Source organism: Limnothrix sp. FACHB-1083, from assembly GCF_014696485.1.
Classification (GTDB): domain Bacteria; phylum Cyanobacteriota; class Cyanobacteriia; order CACIAM-69d; family CACIAM-69d; genus CACIAM-69d.
Genome location: NZ_JACJQD010000016.1, coordinates 18979 through 35313, shown reverse-complemented (window position 1 = coordinate 35313; position 16335 = coordinate 18979). Strand labels below are relative to the sequence as shown.

21 protein-coding genes are annotated in these 16335 nt (G+C 51.9%); 12 read left to right on the top strand and 9 right to left on the bottom strand.

The genetic code is table 11. The features are described from left to right. Nucleotides 1-27: 27 nt before the first annotated feature. The 7 genes from H6F46_RS16950 to H6F46_RS16920 all read left to right on the top strand — a co-directional run bounded on the left by H6F46_RS16950 (nt 28) and on the right by H6F46_RS16920 (nt 4783). The gene (locus tag H6F46_RS16950) at nt 28-1038 is read left to right on the top strand and encodes an S-layer homology domain-containing protein (protein WP_190355956.1); all 1011 of its coding nucleotides are present in this window, start codon (nt 28-30) and stop codon (nt 1036-1038) included. A gap of 58 nt (nt 1039-1096) precedes the next feature. Then, nucleotides 1097-1909 carry a hypothetical protein gene (locus H6F46_RS16945; protein ID WP_190355957.1) on the top strand — a complete coding sequence of 271 codons (813 nt, stop codon included), beginning with the start codon at nt 1097-1099 and terminating at the stop codon, nt 1907-1909. A 282-nt stretch (nt 1910-2191) separates the two neighbouring features. After that, complete coding sequence (locus tag H6F46_RS16940; RefSeq protein WP_190355958.1) at nt 2192-2776, top strand: hypothetical protein; 585 nt, start codon at nt 2192-2194, stop codon at nt 2774-2776. Between the two features lie 163 nt (nt 2777-2939). Further along, entirely contained in the window at nt 2940-3287 is a 348-nt protein-coding gene (locus tag H6F46_RS16935) for a hypothetical protein (RefSeq protein WP_190355959.1), read from the top strand. Continuing rightward, nucleotides 3262-3525, top strand: coding sequence for a hypothetical protein (locus H6F46_RS16930; protein WP_190355960.1), 264 nt, complete (start codon nt 3262-3264; stop codon nt 3523-3525). The genes H6F46_RS16935 and H6F46_RS16930 overlap by 26 nt, the downstream gene beginning before the upstream one ends. A 95-nt stretch (nt 3526-3620) precedes the next feature. Next, nucleotides 3621-3980 (top strand): hypothetical protein, encoded by a 360-nt coding sequence (locus H6F46_RS16925; RefSeq protein ID WP_190355961.1) that lies wholly within the window; start codon nt 3621-3623, stop codon nt 3978-3980. 200 nt (nt 3981-4180) lie between these two features. Next, entirely contained in the window at nt 4181-4783 is a 603-nt protein-coding gene (locus H6F46_RS16920) for a sugar O-acetyltransferase (RefSeq protein ID WP_190355962.1), read from the top strand. Nucleotides 4784-4904: 121 nt separating this feature from the next. Here H6F46_RS16920 and H6F46_RS16915 read toward each other — a convergent pair whose 3' ends face one another. Beyond that, nucleotides 4905-5354: a hypothetical protein gene (locus H6F46_RS16915; RefSeq protein ID WP_190355963.1), complete on the bottom strand. Its 450-nt coding sequence runs from the start codon at nt 5352-5354 to the stop codon at nt 4905-4907. 63 nt (nt 5355-5417) lie between these two features. Between H6F46_RS16915 and H6F46_RS16910 the strand changes: the two genes are divergently transcribed. Next, nucleotides 5418-5639 carry a hypothetical protein gene (locus H6F46_RS16910; RefSeq protein WP_190355964.1) on the top strand — a complete coding sequence of 74 codons (222 nt, stop codon included), beginning with the start codon at nt 5418-5420 and terminating at the stop codon, nt 5637-5639. 118 nt (nt 5640-5757) lie between these two features. On the opposite strand, the gene H6F46_RS16905 is transcribed toward H6F46_RS16910, so the two are convergent. From H6F46_RS16905 to H6F46_RS16885, 5 genes are all read right to left on the bottom strand, one after another. Further along, on the bottom strand, nt 5758-6069 hold the full coding sequence (locus tag H6F46_RS16905) for a hypothetical protein (protein ID WP_190355965.1): 312 nt from the start codon (nt 6067-6069) through the stop codon (nt 5758-5760). Nucleotides 6070-6314: 245 nt separating this feature from the next. Further along, a complete protein-coding gene (locus H6F46_RS16900; RefSeq protein ID WP_190355966.1) occupies nt 6315-6461 on the bottom strand; it encodes a hypothetical protein in 147 nt (48 codons plus the stop codon). A gap of 34 nt (nt 6462-6495) precedes the next feature. Next, nucleotides 6496-7230, bottom strand: coding sequence for an HNH endonuclease (locus tag H6F46_RS16895; RefSeq protein WP_190355967.1), 735 nt, complete (start codon nt 7228-7230; stop codon nt 6496-6498). Further along, nucleotides 7202-8149, bottom strand: coding sequence for a DNA adenine methylase (locus H6F46_RS16890; protein WP_190355968.1), 948 nt, complete (start codon nt 8147-8149; stop codon nt 7202-7204). The genes H6F46_RS16895 and H6F46_RS16890 overlap by 29 nt, the downstream gene beginning before the upstream one ends. A gap of 122 nt (nt 8150-8271) precedes the next feature. Next, nucleotides 8272-8502 carry a hypothetical protein gene (locus tag H6F46_RS16885; protein WP_190355992.1) on the bottom strand — a complete coding sequence of 77 codons (231 nt, stop codon included), beginning with the start codon at nt 8500-8502 and terminating at the stop codon, nt 8272-8274. Nucleotides 8503-8725: 223 nt separating this feature from the next. Here H6F46_RS16885 and H6F46_RS16880 point away from each other — a divergent pair, with 223 nt between their 5' ends. Then, complete coding sequence (locus tag H6F46_RS16880) at nt 8726-9106, top strand: hypothetical protein (protein ID WP_190355969.1); 381 nt, start codon at nt 8726-8728, stop codon at nt 9104-9106. A gap of 270 nt (nt 9107-9376) precedes the next feature. Here H6F46_RS16880 and H6F46_RS16875 read toward each other — a convergent pair whose 3' ends face one another. Then, entirely contained in the window at nt 9377-10030 is a 654-nt protein-coding gene (locus tag H6F46_RS16875; RefSeq protein ID WP_190355970.1) for a hypothetical protein, read from the bottom strand. 192 nt (nt 10031-10222) lie between these two features. Beyond that, nucleotides 10223-12430 carry a phosphoketolase gene (locus tag H6F46_RS16870; protein ID WP_190355971.1) on the bottom strand — a complete coding sequence of 736 codons (2208 nt, stop codon included), beginning with the start codon at nt 12428-12430 and terminating at the stop codon, nt 10223-10225. Nucleotides 12431-12630: 200 nt separating this feature from the next. On the opposite strand from H6F46_RS16870, the gene H6F46_RS16865 reads away from it, so the two are divergent. The 3 genes from H6F46_RS16865 to H6F46_RS16855 are packed head-to-tail and all read left to right on the top strand — an operon-like array spanning nt 12631 to nt 14643. After that, a complete protein-coding gene (locus tag H6F46_RS16865) occupies nt 12631-13464 on the top strand; it encodes an alpha/beta hydrolase (protein WP_190355972.1) in 834 nt (277 codons plus the stop codon). Between the two features lie 55 nt (nt 13465-13519). After that, the gene (locus H6F46_RS16860) at nt 13520-14065 is read left to right on the top strand and encodes a Uma2 family endonuclease (protein ID WP_190405024.1); all 546 of its coding nucleotides are present in this window, start codon (nt 13520-13522) and stop codon (nt 14063-14065) included. 32 nt (nt 14066-14097) lie between these two features. After that, nucleotides 14098-14643 carry a Uma2 family endonuclease gene (locus H6F46_RS16855; protein ID WP_190405023.1) on the top strand — a complete coding sequence of 182 codons (546 nt, stop codon included), beginning with the start codon at nt 14098-14100 and terminating at the stop codon, nt 14641-14643. A gap of 36 nt (nt 14644-14679) precedes the next feature. Here H6F46_RS16855 and H6F46_RS16850 read toward each other — a convergent pair whose 3' ends face one another. Further along, entirely contained in the window at nt 14680-16260 is a 1581-nt protein-coding gene (locus H6F46_RS16850) for an adenosine deaminase (protein WP_190355974.1), read from the bottom strand. Nucleotides 16261-16335: the final 75 nt, after the last annotated feature.

The window sequence follows — 16335 nt, the reverse complement described above, 5'->3', positions numbered from 1 at the left end:
GCCATGGCCTGAGTTTGGAGGTGGTGCGTGTCTCAATTGCCGGATGGGCCCTTGCCCGAGGATCGATCGCGATCGGCCCGCGAGACTAATGATGAATGGATTGCGGTCTTAGTAGCCCTGCTAATCTTTGGGGGATTGTTCTGGTGGTTTGCCAGTCGTCAATCAATCCCAGCGGGTTGGCAGGGCTTGCTGCGATCGCGCCCCGTTGCCCCTGAAGCGCCTAAGGGCACAGGCAAAGAACCCACGAGGGCGATCGCCCCGAAGCCCCAACCCGACGCGCCCGCCAAGGCCCCAGCCGCCTCCCCCACGGCTCCCCCGGTGGCTAGCCAAACCCTGGCCCCTGCGGCTCCTGCGCCCATCCCCGCCGCCCCAGCCCAGCCGATCGCCCCTGCGCCGTCTGTTGCCCCAGCCCTTGCGCCAGCCGCCTCGGAGCCAGTGGCCGCGCCCTTTAAGGATGTGGACGGGCAACATTGGGCCTATCCCTTCATTGAAAAACTGCGGAAAGACAAAATTATTGCTGGGTTTGAGGATGGTTCCTTCAAGCCCGATCAACCGGTGACCCGGGCCGAATTGGCGGCCATTTTGCGAGATGCCTGGGCGGGGCCCACGGTGCGATCGCCCCTACCCTTCCCGGATTTGGCTGCCGACCATTGGGCAAAATCCGCTGTCGATCGAACCGTTGTGTTAGGGCTGATGCGCGGCTATCCCAATGGACAATTCGCCCCCGACCAACCCATTTCTCGCCTTGAACTCTATATCACCCTCGCCTCTGGGCTGAATTTGCCGCTGCCGGAACCGCCCGATCGCCAACGACAACTGGAGCGTTACAGCGACGGCTTGGCCCTGGCCCGCTGGGCCCAGCCCAAGGTGGCCGCCGCCAGCCAAAGCAACCTTGTCACTTACTATCCCTTGCGCGATCGCCTGGATGCCCAGCGGCCAGCAACCCGCGCGGATGTGGCCGTGGCGCTCTATCAAGCCTTGGTTTGGCAAAAACGCCAAGCCCCGATCGCCTCGCCCTATCTGTCGCCCCAACCCTAGGGAAGCGATCGGGCAGTTTGTTCAGGGCAAAATCAACCCCCCAGCGGATTTCCGATGAATGCGGTACGGGTTCCCGGTGTGGATGCTGCCTAGGGCGATCGCGCTAGGTTGGGAACCGAACAGGCTGATCAACAGCCATTCTTCAGCATTCCGCACCGCAACCAGCCCAGAGGGAGGGGCGATCGCCGTGAATCGATCGGCTAGGCAATCTCGATTATCGCAAGTCCGTTTCCAGCCACGGCCCGGCGTTCCCACCCTCGGGGCGATCGCCCTGCTGTTGCCCTTGGTGGGCTGTGGATTCAGCTTTAAAGCCGACATCCAAAACGGCAACTTGGTGGTGAACAGCGGCTACGAAATTTCCGAAACCCTGCTGAACCAAAGCCCCATCAGCTTCAAAGGCGATCCCGCTTCCTTTGTGGAAACCATCGATCGCTTTGAAATTCAAGAGGGACAGGTGCGCGCCTTTGGCAAATTCGTTTGTCCCGACAAGCGCCTAGAACCGGGGAGCCTCGATTTTGTGTTGCAAGCCAGCTCCCGGCAACTGCTTGAGGCCAAAATTGCCCGTGTGGATTCCCCCTGTATCACCTTGGCTGACCCTCGAATCATCACCGTGAATCAGCTTTTGGCGGATAGTTTTCAGCGCCTGGCCGCCGGAACCCGAGAAATTGAAGTGACCCAAGTGAAGGTGGGTGACCAAAAAATCGCGATCGACTTCCAATGGGTCACACCGCTGGAGTCACCCAGCCCCGCCGCCAGCCCCGCCGCGCCCGATCGCCCCGCCAATTCACCATCCACCCCCAACAATCAAGCCCCTAGCGATTCATTGCCCAACAATCCGCTACCTAACAATCAACCTGGCACAGATATCTAGCTAGCATTGAGCCAACAGAGATTGGGTTAATCCAAATCTTGCTAAATCTCGCCCGATTTCGCCGTTAGCCAGCATTGATACCTAAGATGCAATTAGGATGCAATCTGAGGTTGATCCAAAAGATCGATTCAAGAGGTTGATCCAAAAGATCGATTCAAGAGGTTGATCCAAAAGATTGATCCAAAAAATTCAAGCAGCATTAATTCAATAGGGCAAATTGGGATCAATGAGGGTGAATTAGCGGTATCTAGGATATTGGAAAGTAATTGCCTGTGTGAAACCATGACTGACCTAACCCGAGACTATATTTTGGCCGTGGACGCTTCCAGCTCCATGGGCATTCAGATGCCGAACGGTCAAACCCGTTGGGCCGCCGTTGCCGAAGCAGCCTTTGGACTGGCCCAGGCGATCGAGCAATTTGATCCCGATGGCATCCAGGTTTATACCTTTGCCTCTGGGGTCAAGGAATACGGCAACGCCAACGCTCAAACCGTTGCCAATTTGTTTAGCCAAAATCGCCCATTTGGGTCAACCAACCTGGCTGGACTGTTGAACTTGGTGTTGCTGCAAAAGTGGGTTCCCGAAGTGCCCACCACCTTGATTATCGTCACGGACGGGCAACCAGACGACAAAGCCGCCGCCGCCCAATCCCTGGTGGCTGCCACCAAAAAAATGCAATCGGACGAGCAACTAGCGATTACCTTTGTCCAAATTGGTGATGATCCGGGTGCGACCAATTTCTTGAAATTCCTGGATGACGAGTTAATGGGATTGGGCGCTAAATTCGATGTGGTCGATACCTTTTCCGCTAGTGAATTTGGCAATCGATCAATTGAAGAAATTCTGCTTGCCGCCATCCAAGATTAAGAGAAATCAATGGGCGCAATGTTCAAGCATCAACGATCAGTGAAAACGATCAGCGAATGGGTCATGATTCAGCGACCAATTTCCTGAAAACCATGGGCATTAGTTGCATCAATTCTCTAGACGCTCTGATCGTTTAACCACCTTTTTTCTATCAAATTGAGACATGATTAGCCTCAAGCGTGATTACATTTTGGCGATTGACGCTTCCAGCTCCATGGGCATGACCCTTCCCAATGGGCAAACCCGCTGGGCCGCCGTTGCTGAAGCGGCTTTTGGGCTGGCCCAAGCGGTGGAAAAACTAGATCCAGATGGAATTGAGGTCTACACCTTTGCCAGCAAAATTCGTGAATTTGGGAATGCAACGGCGGCGACGGTGGCCGAAATTTTTAGCCAAAATGAACCCTTTGGCTCCACCAATTTGGCAGGGCTTTTGAATACAGTTTTGCTGAAGAAATGGCAAGGCGGAAGTCCCCTTAACCCTGCTGGTGATTACCGATGGTCAGCCCGATGACAAAGCCGCCGCGGCCCAAGCGATCGTCGCGGCCACCAAAAAGATGTCCGTTGATGAACAATTAGGCATTAGCTTTGTGCAAGTGGGGAACGATCCGAGCGCAACCAACTTCTTAAAGTTTTTGGATGATGAATTAATGGGGCTGGGAGCCAAATTCGATGTGGTTGATACGTTTCCTGCCAGTACCTTTGGCGATCGCCCGATCGAGGAATTGCTGCTGGCTGCGATTCAAGACTAAAATCGTTGGCTGAGAAATGTTTTCTAGCCAATATTTTTTAACCTCGGTTTTTGACCATTTCTCCACGTCACCTCTGAGAACTTGAGAGATTTTATATGACTCAATGGACAATGCGATCGACCTTGAAATCGGCCTTGGCGGCCACTATTGCAGTGCCGATGGTGGCCCTGTCGGCAGCCATGGCCAAAGCGGACACAGAGTCAGTAACTTTCACGTTGGTGAATGGCACTAGCTCAACCATGACGCATTTCTATGCTTCGCCCCCCAGCACCAGTTCTTGGGAAGAGGACATTTTGGGGGTTGATGTATTGAACCCTGGCGAGTCCGTTGACATCACTATTGATGATGGCCGTGAAGATTGTACCTATGACTTCATGGCTCGCTTTGCTGATGGCTCAGATTCGGTCAGTTCAGGCACAATTTGCGGTGGGGAAACCTATACGTACACCGATTAAGCCCAGGTGTCTCGATCGATTCAACACTGAAATGGGCAAAGCTCGATCGAATCAAAAGACATTTCAGAGCGAGCCGATCGGCTTGTTTTGATTAATTCCACCACTGCACAGATTTCATAGAACCCCAGGAGATGATCAATGACTCGTGAATCGCTCCTGGGATTTTGATTTTGATGAAGGTCGATTCTGGGAGGCTGATAATGGCTAATTTTGCCGAAGAACATAGCGAAAAAAGCAAAATGATCGCAGGGCAACTATACCTAGCCTCCGATTCCCAACTCATCCAAGAACGGGCCCGGGCCCGCCAACTTTGCCGTCGCTATAATGCCACCACCGAGGAAGAACCCAACCTAAGGTTCAGCATTTTGCGCGATCTTTTAGGCACAGCGCCACCGGAAATTTATATTGAACCGAATTTTAAATGTGACTACGGCTATAACATCCATTTGGGCAATCATTTCTACGCCAATTTTGATCTCATCATTCTGGATGTTTGTGAAGTACGAATTGGCGATTATTGCCTAATTGGCCCTCGGGTCAGCATTTTGACGGCAACTCACCCGATCGACCCAGATTTGCGGCGATCGGGTCAGGAATTTGGCAAGCCGATCTCGATCGGCAATAACGCTTGGATTGGTGGCGGTGCGATTATCAACCCCGGCGTAGCGATCGGTGACAACGTGGTGGTTGCTTCCGGTGCAGTGGTCACCAAAGATGTGCCCGATGGTTACATCGTGGGCGGTGTCCCCGCCAAAATCATTCGACATTGCACCGAAAATTCGCGTGAAAATCGGAATTCATGAATCAAAATTTTGGTTTTGTTGCTCAATCGCGATCGCCCATTCTATCGGTTTTTTCTCTGCTGTGATACCGGATCAACTTTTTCAGTTTGCTCTAACAGGTTTGTTCCACTGCTGGTACTTATCAACTAGTTTCCTCTTCTTGAAACGGATTTGCGTACCACTGTACGTACCACAGTTCTAAATCCTCATCATCTGGATAGTCCTCATACTTTGGAATATGAATCTGGTAAGAATCATGAAAAAACAAGTTGAGACTGCTATCTTCCAAAAATTCATATCCTGTGAATACGCTTTGATTTAACGGATGAAATAGATTGCACCATTTTTTGAATCTTGGATTGTAATCAATATCTTCATAATGTGGGCAGAAAGAGGCATCTGTAATCAGTTCTCTATGCTGCATGAACGACCAAGGTGGGTCAATCCAAATGTAACCTTGCCTCTTTAACTGGCCTCTTTCTTCAAACCTGATTTTGATTGAATTACAAGCGATCGAGTGGGAGCAAGTTTTCCCAACAAAATCTCTCAGAATTGGTTCATACTGCTGTCGGTCACTAACGGTGTAATCCAATTTTCTGCCTCATTCCCAGTGCTACAGATATGCTAACAACCTTCCATCTTCGAGCTATTAACCTTGACGACTGACAAGGGGTCTGCCAGACACGTCTATAACCTTACCGATCGCCCCAGCAACACCACAGCCCTAACCCAACAGCGCGATCGCCCGTTTCGCCAGGTTCTCAGCCATCAAACCATTGAGGCTCATCAGACGATCGGCTCCAGCATCGCACTTGTGCCACCGGTCACGCCCGACAACGCATCACTGAGGGGCGATCGAACGTCGCATCATCCATAGCAAGATAACGACCCAGGCTCAGCGACCCGGCGCATGGGGCGTAACGATTGCAAACTAGGTGTCATGGTTTGTAACTTCCTCACTTCAGCCTCCAACTCTCCGGCAAGAATCGCCCTAACTACGCGAAAACGTCTTCACCGTAGGCTTTCGCAATCGCGGTGTCGAAACGGCTGGCAAACTCGCAGAACTCCTGCCCCCAACCACTGCTCACACTGACCTCCTGGATTGGGCCGGTGGGAAGAAACAAAAGCTCAATGTCGGAACGCTTGGGTATGTCACCAGACTCAATGCGAGTAACAATGCTGTCAATCTCTCGAAGTGCTGCCGGTGCATCCTTCCATGAAGACCAATCAAAGTTATTGTCGGGCCGCGAAAGGAACTGGCGCACCTCTCGGAGAACCTCAACCAACTGTTGGTGCTTGGAATTCATAGAGACGTACGAATGACACCTAATTATTTATTAGACCGCAGTTGCGGGATGACTCTTTCAGCAGAGCGTTGTCAAGCAGTTGCAGTGTAATTTCAGTATGAAGGCTATTGTTCCGCAGTTACGAGATAATACCCCCACTTATAGAACTTCTACCGCAACGATCGCCCTGGGATCATCACAGCCCTAACCCAACAGCGCGATCGCCCGTTTCACCAGCTTCTCCGCCGTCAGACCGTTGAGGCTCATCAGATGAGCGGCTCCAGCATCGCACTCGTGCCGCCGGTCACGCCCAACAACGCATCACCACCGAAGGAGCGATCGAACCTTGTGCACATCATCCACAGCAAAATAACGGTGAAGCTGTGCGACGGCAGATCAACTTGAGCACTCATCGATAGCCTCTATTACGTCTGAACGAAAGCAGTGTTAGCCGTCGCCACTGCGCTCAAACTCACGCTCAATAATCTCTTTGACCAACTCAGGTAGTTCCTTTTCTACGCTGACAGCCCTTTGCTTGAGTCTTTCATAAATCTCAATGTCATCTCCTTCCCAAAGCAGATCTATTCTTCTAATCTGTCGCATTGCAATATGCTCATAGCTTTCTGGATAAGCCCAGTAGCAGGATAGACAAATAGATTTATCCTTAATGCTGTTCCAGTTTTCGCAATGTTCGCATGACCACGACTTAGCCCGGTTAGCTGAGCCACAAAGCAACATGAAATTTTCTGGGGCTAGATCCGGCTCACCAGCAACTTCAAAAGGAACACGGTGATCAATTTGTAATTCGCGTTCATTGACCTCTTCAAGATAAATAAAACACCTGCATCCATATCTGCTAATCAGTGCCTCTTTAATTTGCTTGGATAAACCTGTTCTGCCAGAAAGGCGAGTGAATCTTGCCTTGCTAATATCTCCAAATCGATATGCAGCTATTTTTCTGCCATCGCTTCCAGTAACACGAAAAGTTTCTAATGGGATACCGTTTTCTCTGACATCTCTAGCGGCTCTTGGAGGATGGTTATAACCGTAAGTTTCTTTTAATTCCTCAGTTGTAATAAATCCGTGTTGCAAGATGTGATCAATGACTGCTTTCGGTCTCTTTGCTGTTACAGAACGGCAAAGTTCCAGGAAGTCACCGGGTAGCGGCTGCGAATTCTCCATGCGTTTCCAAGAGGGTTAGCTGCTTTGGTTGCTGGTCAATATAGCTAAAATGATAAATTTTAGTATTCATTAAGTTTTTGGATAAACTTGGCGACAAGTACAACGATTCGATTGTATTTTCTGCTTTGCCTAGTAAGGTGGACTGCGAAGATCTGCCAACTTCGATTTCGATTTTTTCAAGGTTTAAGCACTTAGGAAGAACTTTGCCAAATGCCTTATCACCCAATTTACCGTCATAACTGATGATAAATGCAGATCCTTTGCGATTTAACTGTTCAAGCGCTAACACAAAATCATCGAAGTCTATCCCAGACAAATATCTTGAATCTCTATTTCCGCAGACACCTTGATATGGAGGATCCATGTAGATAAAATCATCTTCCTGGATTTGTTCTAATACTTCTCGGTAATCCAAATTGGTAAACTTACATTTGCTTCTGAGCAAACTAGAAACACCAACTATGTTTTTTCTCATTGTTTCTGGTCGCGTTCCTTTTCGTCTTTTGTCCGGACTTTGGTTAAACAGTCCTTCGGAGTTGTAGCGAACCGAACCTTTAACGCATCTTGCTAGTAGATAAAGAAGTAGTTTTGGATCGTTGGTCTCATTGAATTTTGATCTGACTTCAAAATAATGGTCTACAGAATTGGGATGTTGTTGATTCCATAGCTCTAAGTAAAAATCGGCTATTTCGTCTGGTTTTTCTACAGCTAGTTCTAGAAGCTTGATGAGCGGGTGGTTCAGATCATTTAACCAAAAACTCTGGGTGATCTGACTTGCGGACGTAGCAACACTAATTGCAGCAGTTCCAGCAAAAGGCTCTACTAGCCTATTGAGTTTTTTTGGAAAGAACTGGAGGATGTGTTTTGCTAGCTTCCTTTTGCTGCCTTGATATTGAATGAAGTGGGGTAGGTTTGCCATCGTCATACAAGGACAAATGATCTTACAGTGGCTTATCAGGATGGTTTGAGCTTATCGCTTAATTCAAGCATTTTTTTGAGGGCGACAGGGGGGCGAGGCTGAAGTTTAAGACGGCTAACGATTCATTCGGCTGCAATGATCGCCCGTTTCACCAGTTTCTCCGCCGTCAGACCGTTGAGGCTCATCAGTTGACCAGCGGTGGCTGTCGTTTCGCCGCGCTTCCAGGCGAACACATCGTGTGGGGCCGTGCTGCACAGGACGATCAGCTCCAGCATGGCGATCTCATCCGGTGCGGTCGTGACCAAGGATGTGGCCGATGGTTCCGTCGTGGGCGGTGTCCCCGCCAAAATCATCCGCCATTCTATCTTGAAGGAGCCTGATAAGGTGTGACAAGACTATTAGTCTGATGACCCTTCAGAGTGCTTGGTGTATCCTCAATCGCGCTTTATATCCATCCATTGAATTGACTTGTCAGCAATGGATTTTTTCTTGCAAAGCTAAGAAAATCTTAACTTTTTTGCATCAGAGTATACCTTTAATATAAAATTCACATAGACGTTGCATCGGATTTCGATCATGGAACTATCAAGAGTTGAGTACCTTTTGGAGCAACTTCTAGATAAGCAAGATACTTTAATTGATCGAATTGAATCATTAGAACAAACACTAGATTCACATCTGAGCAGTGTTGATGTTGCAGTTGATGGATTAAAAAGGCAATTATCTCAAGTCAATGAGGAATTAAACTGGTGGAGTGATAAGCACTCGCTTGCCAAGCAAATCCTAAGTGCAATTAGTAGCTTAGAGTCAAACAATAGTATGGAAGCCAGTAATATTGTCTCTAGTATAGAAAGCCTTGAGCAGTCTGTCGAAAAGATTAATGAGGAATTGAATTGGTATGGGAGTCAGCCTTCATTCGCTAAGGAAGTTTTAGAAGAGCTAAGGAAAGAGGCTTGACGCTTTTTATAGATAAAACCTATAACGTCTCGCGCCCAACAATGCATCACTGCTAAAGAGGCGATCAAGCGTTCTGCATCATTCATAGCAAGATAACGACAAAAACGGGCAGTGATAGACATCTATAGCAATCTCGCCAAGAGGATGTCTGAAAAGTGTTTTGAGGCACTGATAAAGTACCAAAATCATGGAAGCAAGGGGCTTAAGCTTATTTTTTTCAAGGATCGCTGGGGCAAGCAGAGTATCAATCCTGACTTTTTAAACATCCTCTTAGATATCAACTTTGCCTGAGGTTGGCGATGGTTCGCGATTAGTTGCCTTCCACAAGGCTGTGATAAACGTATATGTCTTGTCAATGGCTTGATACGCTTGTTCTATATCAGCTTTGTAACAAGCTACAAAGTCAATATCTTTTAGTTCTTGCTTTCTAAAATCAATATAGCCTTCTCTATGTTTGAACGAGTTTACCATCTCGCGCACTTGAAAGAAAGTATCTGCTTCCTCCAAGTCTTTTACTCTAATCTTATATTTGTTTTCAATAAGCTTGAGAATATCCTTGAAAGGGAGGTCATTCACTCTTTTTAATGACCGAATAGAGTTCAAGGTCATATTGTGCCAGTCCAATGCTTTGGGCCCGCTATGTTTTTCTGACTCCAGCCATGGGACATGAGCAGATCTTTGAAGCTCACTCTCGCTTAGAGCGTTGAGTTCGTAAAAAACAGTACGAGCCGCCATCTCTTGACGTTCCATTGGGTAAAATAAAGCATTATCGAAGTCATCTATGTCTTCATATTCGCCAGCATGATACTTTTCAAAAACACTCTGAATCTCCACTCCAGCTTCAGCGTCAGTGTGTTCAAGGAAATTCTTGATCGCACCGAGTCTGATATGGAGAATGATGTAACTCCCTCTCACGGCTTCCATAACCCAGGTTTTTTATTAAATCTTAAAAGTGGCGGTGGATTTTTGATGTAAAGATTGTCCAGTCTCACGGGCCATCAGCCACGTACATAGCTCAGATTCATCACTTTACTGGATAGAAGCATAGCTAAGCTGTCAAAAAAATTGGGGCAACTTTCTGGGGCAGACGATCGCCCGCCCCCTGAAATTAGAAACCTAGCCCAACAGCGCGATCGCCCGTTTCACCAGGTTCTCCGCCGTCAGACCATTGAGACCCATCAGTTGACCAGCGGTGGCCGTCGTTTCGCCGCGCTTCCAAGCAAACACATCGCGCGGAGCCGTGCTACGCAAGACGATCGGCTCCAGCATCGCACTCGTGCCGCCGGTCACGCCCAACAACGCATCACCGCCAAAGAGCCGATCGAACGTCGCATCATCCACAAAGTGAGCATCCGGCTCCGAGCACATCTCCACCGCCACATCGGTCGATCGGTACAGGCGACGGGGGCTGATCACCGCCACAATCCGCGAACCGATGCCCTGGGCCGCCAACTGTTCCGCCGCCGCGATCGCCGGGGTCAGCGTCATGTCACCAATCACCGCCAAGACCACGGTTTTCTCACCGGGCGTTTCTTGCAACACAAAACCGCCATCCTGCAAGGCTTGGCGCGTTTGCTCAAAGGTCGAGACGATCGGCAGCGGCGACTTGCTGACCGTAATCGTGATCCCCTTGTTCACCTGAGCCAGCGCCCACTCATAGCAAGCCTGGGTGCTGTTGGCATCGCAGGGGAACAGCGGGAAGATGTTGCCGTTGCGCATCATCGCCGCGAAGTAGTTTTCGATTTCCGGGCGTTGGTGCGTCCAACCGTTGCGCCCTTGCTCCAGCGCGCCCGCCGTGAACAGGCAGACCGTGGCGGGGGTGGGGCGGCGCAGTTCGGCCATGGCTTGGGTGACGGTTTGCCAAATCGGCAGCCCGTTGATCGCGAAGGACTCGTAGGAACACCAGAGCGATCGCGCCCCAAACAGCGCTTGACCCACCGCCAACCCGGCGCAGGCATCCTCGTTCAGGGGTTCGTAGACCTGACCATCGGGCTGTTGGAAATAGGTGGGGTCAGTGGTCGGGTGAACGATTTTCAGACCCACGTTGATGTTGTTGATCCCCGAGGCGGCGTTACCGTCGGCATTGGTGACGATGAAATCCGGGTCGGCCTTGCCCACTTGCACCACCAGATCGCCCATGGCCGTAGTCGAAACTTTCTTTTCGCCGGCCGGGAATTCCACCAGGTTCAGCTTGCCCAAATCTGCCAAGGGCCGAACGCTTTCGGTGACGGCCACTTGGGAGCCGGGGCCACCGCCCGATCGCTCAAAATTCGTCCGCACCAGTTGCCAGGCTTCCGGCGACAGGGCCCGTTCCTTCAGGGCCGCCACAATGTAGTCCCGTTCCAGGTTGTCGCCGGGATAGAGGTTGTGAGATTGGGCCCCGCGCTTGTGAACACCCGCCCCCTTCAGTTGCTTGATGATCAGCACCGTCAGTTTGCCGCCCAAGGCCAATTTTGCCGCCTTGTCCGTGGCTTCCAGCACCGCCTGGGCAAACACCAACCGCTGGGCAAAGGAGAACTGGGTGCTATCGACGTAATCGCCCGGCTGGTTGGCATCGTCGAAGTCTTTGGCATCCAGCAGCACCACTTCTTCAAAGCCATTGCCGCGCCAGTAGGCTTCCATGGCGGCGTTGGACTTGGTGGAGACCATGCTGTGGTGCTCTTGGCTGTAGCCGTTCCAAATCAGAATCGGCAGGAAGTTGGTGGCTTGCGGATAGGCGGTGTTGAAGTGGCCAAAGCTGCTCATGATGTAGGGTTCGCCCAGGCCGCCATCCCCGATCGTCACGGGGAACAGCGTGCCGGGGAACAGCTTCGCGCCGGCCATGGCGAAGTGCTGACCCTGGCCGAGGGGGCCGGCGGGGGCGAGCAAGCCGGGAATTTGTCCCGACAGGTGACCCAGCAGACCGTGGGTTTCCCGGAACCGATCGCGCAGTTGCTGTACCGTCGTAATGCCCATGGCTTCGAGCGATCGATCCAAGAACACCTGGGAATAAAAACCGGGCGCGTGGTGGCCCACTTCCGTGGTGAAGTTCTTGTAGCCCAGCATGATCAGCGCCGCCATCACATCGGCGGAACTGGCATAGCCGCCGGGGTGGCCCGATTCCTTGCTGGCGGTCATTTGCACGGTCAGGTAGCGCAGGGCATCGGCCGCCAGGAGAGTTTGGAAGGCCGCCGCTCGATCGCTCGGACTGGCGATCGCCCCTGTGGTCGCATCCACGGCTGGCGCAGCACCCAGGGTGTCAAATTCGGGCCAAGGCGCACCGAAGTATTGAATGCCGTCGCAAAATGCAGGCGTGGTCGTGGGTGCGGGGGTTGTGGCGGTCATGGGCAATTCACCTAGTGGTTCGACTCTCTCGACTGTAAGGCCAGTCTTGAGGCGATATTTTACAACCTTGATGTTGCTAAAGTCGCAAGCCGATCGAAACCGGCCCCTTGGCTGCCTGTGGTGCGGGTGGCCGGTTGGCGGGCCGCGGGCGGCGACCATCGGTCAAACTAGCTGATAAAAATCAAAATGGGTCACTGGTAATGTGGTCTTCCCAGTTGCGATCGCTGTTAATTGGTGAACTGAGTTGGCAGCGATTGATTCGATCGATTGTTTTTGTCTATGTGGCAATTACGCTGTATGTCTTCTTTCGGGCGGATAGCATGATCTTTTTGCCACCGCCGCCGAGCTATGTTGACAGTCCTGAAATTTTGAAAATTCCGGTCAATCCTCGGGAAAAAATTTCAGCCCTTTATTTGCCACAGAAAAACGCCCGATCGACCATTCTTTATATTCACGGTAATGCCAGTGACTTGGGGCAAATTCGGCCCTGGCTGTTTCAGTTACATAACTGGGGCTATCCGGTGTTTGCCTACGATTATCGTGGTTATGGAACCAGTGACGGCAGCCCCAGCGAGGCCAATGCCTATGAAGATGCGGAAGCGGCCTATCAATATCTCACCCAAACTTTGAAAATTGCGCCGCGCAATCTTCTGGTTTATGGGCAATCGCTCGGGGGCGGATCGGCCACGGAGTTGGCGCGACGGCATCCGGTGGGAGGCTTAATTTTGGAAAGCACTTTCACCTCTGCTTTTCGGGTGGTATTGCCGATTGCGATTTTCCCCTTTGATAAGTTCACCAATCACAGTAAGTTGCCCCAGGTGCGATCGCCCGTTTTAGTCATTCATGGTCAACAGGATCGAACGATTGATTGGTCCCACGGGCAGCAACTCTACGCCGCCGCCCCCGGAATGAAGCGATCGCTCTGGATCGCTGGTGCTGGCCACAATGATTTGAGTGAAGTGGCAGGCGATCGATTGCGGCAGTCTCTCGCGGAATTTGCCGCCCTAGTCGAGACCCAAAACACCGCGCCCTAGGCCATCAAGCCTGTTGATAGACTGGGGGAAATTCCCCGATCAAAACTGGTCGCCTATGTTGACCCTGGCCCAATGGACTGTGGCGGAATATCACCAAATGATCGCGGCGGGCCTATTGGTCGATCGCCGTGTGGAACTGTTGAACGGGCAAATTATTGAAATGTCACCGGAAGGGCCGGAGCATACCTATCGCGGCGAAACCCTGGCGGAGTGGCTGCGCGATCGCCTGCGGGGGCGAGCCTATGTGCGGGAAGCGCGACCGATTACCCTAGACCATTCGGAACCGGAGCCGGATATTGCAGTGGTGCGGGGCGATCGATCCCAATTTGTCCAACGACATCCCGGCGCGGCGGATCTGTTTTGGGTGATTGAAATTGCCCGATCGACCCTGAAAACCGACCTAACCCACAAGCGGGATCTCTACGCGCGGGTGGGAATTCCGGAATATTGGGTGGTGGATTTGGTGAATCGGCGGGTGGTGGTGTTTCGGCAACCGGAAGCGGGCCGCTACAGCCAAGAGGAAACGGTGAGCGATCGCCCGATCGCCCCGCTGGCCTTCCCGGACTGCGCGATCGACCTAGCCCAGCTCTTTCAACCGTAGAGTCTGCCGCGTGACGACGCGACAACGCAATTATGTTGACCCTGGCGCAATGGACTGTGGCGGAATATCACCAAATGATCGCGGCGGGCCTGTTGGTCGATCGCCGTGTGGAACTGTTGAACGGGCAAATTATTGAAATGTCACCGGAAGGGCCAGAACACCGCTACCAGTGCAGCAGTTTGGGCGATCGGTTGCGGTTGTTGTTGCGCGATCAGGCTTGGATTAGTGAGGCACACCCGATTACGCTGGATGACTCGGAGCCGGAGCCGGACTTGGCAATTGTTCGGTTGCCTCGATCGGCCTTTCGCGATCGCCACCCGGGGCCAGCGGATCTGTTTTGGGTGATTGAAATTGCCCGATCGACCCTGACCACAGACCTGACCCACAAGCGGGATCTCTACGCGCGGGTGGGAATTCCGGAATATTGGGTGGTGGATTTGGTGAATCGGCGGGTGGTGGTGTTTCGGCAACCGGAAGCGGGCCGCTATAGCCAAGAAGAAACGGTGAGCGATCGCCCGATCGCCCCGCTGGCTTTCCCGGACTGCGCGATCGACCTAGCCCAGCTCTTTCAACCGTAGGCAAATCGGGCGTAGGAAAATCGGGAATTTCCTGCACTAGGGGCCAGTGCGAAACGAGGGCAAGGCTTCAAATTGGGCAAACTCCGATTCAAGTTTCCACTGCACCCGGGCGCGATCGCTTTGGGCCAAAAAGCCCCGACAACCCGCCGAAATGGAAGCAGCGTTGGGCGAATCTTGGGCACAGGCGGCAGTCACTGCGTCAAAATTTGACGAATTCCAAAGACTGGCTCCCGAGAGGAAACTATATTCCAAACTATTGCGCGCCAACCGTTTGAGATCGGCATAGCTCAACTGATAGCGCAAAATCGCCAATCCATACTCGTTGCTCAAATCAATGCGAGCAATGCCCTCATCATCGGAAGCCAACGTCATGGGCACACCGGCCGCCAGATATTCGCGGAAGGGATGTTGGTTGCCAGCCACATTCAAAATCACCTCATTACTGGTGAGGCAAATTTCGACTAACACCCCCCGTTTGCGCATTTCTGCCATCAGTTGAAAGGGGTTGTTTTCATAGAGAATGCTCACCCCATGGCCAATGCGACTGGCCTGAGCCACTTCCACCGCTTGCCGAATATGAAAACGCAGATCATTCGGTGGCACTAAGCCCAGGGTTAATTCCCCCGCGTGAAGAGAAATTTTGACTTCCGGAAACTGCGTTTTTAGAAATTGCAACATCTGCATTTGTTGCTGGTAGTCGCGCAGGGCCACCGGATTATCTTCGGGCGCAACTAAGTTGATCCCCACAACGCGAGAGTTTGCTTTAGCCAACTCAAAGGCATAAACAAATTGGGCAAAAACTTCTTCGGGCGCTTTGGTGCGTGTGGTTTGTTGCAAATAGCGCACCGTCACTTCACAGCCCGGTTGAGCCATGGGCGTATCGCAGCGTAAAGTGCTGGCGACCTGGCGTTCAAGATTCGCCACCTCCTGGCTCCCTCGGGCCACCAGATCCATTAAGCCGCGATCGAGCAGCGCGCGCCGCATTTGGGCAAAGTCGCCACTCCAGCCCACCGCCCGCCCCAGTTGACGCACTTCAGCGCCTTGAACGGTCATCAACAGTTCTAAATAGAAAATATGCTGATCAGCGGCGCGATTGGCCACCTCCGCCACCATGTCATCCTGGCGCGACGGAGCAGAAGAAATCTCCGAAAAGCCGCCAAATGCCTGGAAAAATTGATCATGTCCCGATCGATTGGCAAAAGGCAGATTGCGCGTTGACCACAGATTAATCAGGGCATCGTAGGTGTCAGGACGATTGGGCAACTGCGAGGCGGGAAAATAGCGGCTGTTTTGGCCACAGGCACTCGGTGGAATCAGGGTTAGGGCCTGGGGATCAATGCAGTAGCCATCGGCGGCGGCCCACTCCAAATAACGCTCCGCATAAACGGCCCCGCTCAGGTGTGTATGAATGTCGCCCCCTTTCGGCATTCGCTGCACAAAGGCCCGGATCGCAGGGGGACTGGCGCGGTGTTGCTCCAGCCATTGGCTCACTTGGGCTTCGGCATCACGGCGCGATCGCGGGTTTACGGGAGCTTCTTGGGCGGCAACGCTGGAAACAACCAGGCCAGAACCAAGCAACAGTCCCCATAAAACAGCGAAGGAGGAAAGTTTGGGCATGGAAAACCGGGGGCGGTGGGAGAATTTTGGTGAACTGTACCGCCAATTTTTGCTCAATCATTCAACCATATTCAA

Bases quoted from the DNA above. Each gene is read 5' to 3' on its own strand.
- H6F46_RS16945 (WP_190355957.1), top strand. From the start codon at position 1,097: ATGCGGTACGGGTTCCCGGTGTGGATGCTGCCTAGGGCGATCGCGCTA.
- H6F46_RS16875 (WP_190355970.1), bottom strand. From the start codon at position 10,030: ATGGAAGCCGTGAGAGGGAGTTACATCATTCTCCATATCAGACTCGGT.
- H6F46_RS16940 (WP_190355958.1), top strand. From the start codon at position 2,192: ATGACTGACCTAACCCGAGACTATATTTTGGCCGTGGACGCTTCCAGC.
- H6F46_RS16900 (WP_190355966.1), bottom strand. From the start codon at position 6,461: ATGAGTGCTCAAGTTGATCTGCCGTCGCACAGCTTCACCGTTATTTTG.
- H6F46_RS16855 (WP_190405023.1), top strand. From the start codon at position 14,098: ATGTTGACCCTGGCGCAATGGACTGTGGCGGAATATCACCAAATGATC.
- H6F46_RS16890 (WP_190355968.1), bottom strand. From the start codon at position 8,149: ATGGCAAACCTACCCCACTTCATTCAATATCAAGGCAGCAAAAGGAAG.
- H6F46_RS16935 (WP_190355959.1), top strand. From the start codon at position 2,940: ATGATTAGCCTCAAGCGTGATTACATTTTGGCGATTGACGCTTCCAGC.
- H6F46_RS16905 (WP_190355965.1), bottom strand. From the start codon at position 6,069: ATGAATTCCAAGCACCAACAGTTGGTTGAGGTTCTCCGAGAGGTGCGC.
- H6F46_RS16895 (WP_190355967.1), bottom strand. From the start codon at position 7,230: ATGGAGAATTCGCAGCCGCTACCCGGTGACTTCCTGGAACTTTGCCGT.
- H6F46_RS16870 (WP_190355971.1), bottom strand. From the start codon at position 12,430: ATGACCGCCACAACCCCCGCACCCACGACCACGCCTGCATTTTGCGAC.
- H6F46_RS16865 (WP_190355972.1), top strand. From the start codon at position 12,631: ATGTGGTCTTCCCAGTTGCGATCGCTGTTAATTGGTGAACTGAGTTGG.
- H6F46_RS16885 (WP_190355992.1), bottom strand. From the start codon at position 8,502: ATGATTTTGGCGGGGACACCGCCCACGACGGAACCATCGGCCACATCC.
- H6F46_RS16860 (WP_190405024.1), top strand. From the start codon at position 13,520: ATGTTGACCCTGGCCCAATGGACTGTGGCGGAATATCACCAAATGATC.
- H6F46_RS16850 (WP_190355974.1), bottom strand. From the start codon at position 16,260: ATGCCCAAACTTTCCTCCTTCGCTGTTTTATGGGGACTGTTGCTTGGT.
- H6F46_RS16920 (WP_190355962.1), top strand. From the start codon at position 4,181: ATGGCTAATTTTGCCGAAGAACATAGCGAAAAAAGCAAAATGATCGCA.
- H6F46_RS16880 (WP_190355969.1), top strand. From the start codon at position 8,726: ATGGAACTATCAAGAGTTGAGTACCTTTTGGAGCAACTTCTAGATAAG.
- H6F46_RS16925 (WP_190355961.1), top strand. From the start codon at position 3,621: ATGACTCAATGGACAATGCGATCGACCTTGAAATCGGCCTTGGCGGCC.